The 227-nt window shown below is 59.0% G+C and carries 1 pseudogene; it reads right to left on the reverse strand.

The window, feature by feature from the left end:
- A pseudogene (locus LI94_RS21755) lies at positions 1–227 on the reverse strand (acetaldehyde dehydrogenase (acetylating)); the annotation flags it as partial.

Below are 227 nucleotides of genomic sequence, written 5' to 3' on the forward strand. Positions count from 1 at the left end.
GACGCGGTGATCGCATCCCGATCAGCGTCCTCAGGGATCTGGCAGAAAATGGTGTCGCGCATAATCATCGGCGGATCAGCCGGATTCAAGATAATGATCGCCTTACCCCGCTGCGCACCACCGATGACCTCCACCCCACGCGAGGTGGTCTTAGTGAACTCATCGATATTGGCCCGAGTACCCGGACCGGCCGACACACTGGCAACACTGGCCACGATCTCGGCATA

It is taken from the genome of Mycobacterium sp. UM_Kg27, from assembly GCF_000972905.1.
GTDB lineage: Bacteria > Actinomycetota > Actinomycetes > Mycobacteriales > Mycobacteriaceae > Mycobacterium.